Below are 435 nucleotides of genomic sequence, written 5' to 3'. Positions count from 1 at the left end.
AGTTACTGATGTTGAAGGTAAACACGCTAAGCAGTCCGGTGGTCGTGGTCAGTACGGTCACGTTGTGATCGACATGTACCCACTGGAGCCGGGCTCTAACCCTAAAGGTTACGAGTTCATCAACGACATCAAAGGTGGTGTAATTCCTGGCGAATACATCCCTGCCGTTGATAAAGGCATCCAGGAGCAGCTGAAGTCTGGTCCTCTGGCTGGCTACCCTGTTGTTGACATGGGTGTTCGTCTGCACTTCGGTTCTTACCATGACGTTGACTCCTCTGAGCTGGCGTTTAAACTGGCTGCTTCTATCGCCTTTAAAGAAGGCTTTAAGAAAGCAAAACCAGTTCTGCTTGAGCCAATCATGAAGGTTGAAGTAGAAACTCCTGAAGAGAACACCGGTGACGTTATCGGTGACTTGAGCCGTCGTCGCGGTATGCT

1 pseudogene is annotated in these 435 nt (G+C 49.9%); it reads left to right on the top strand.

What is annotated here, in order from left to right:
- Positions 1-64: 64 nt before the first annotated feature.
- Positions 65-435: pseudogene (gene fusA / locus GB932_RS00155) on the top strand (elongation factor G); the annotation flags it as partial.

It is taken from the genome of Microbacterium karelineae, from assembly GCF_009745985.1.
Classification (GTDB): Bacteria; Actinomycetota; Actinomycetes; order Actinomycetales; family Microbacteriaceae; genus Microbacterium; species Microbacterium karelineae.
Note: the sequence above shows the minus strand (reverse complement) of the source record. Positions and strands in the feature narration are given on the sequence as shown.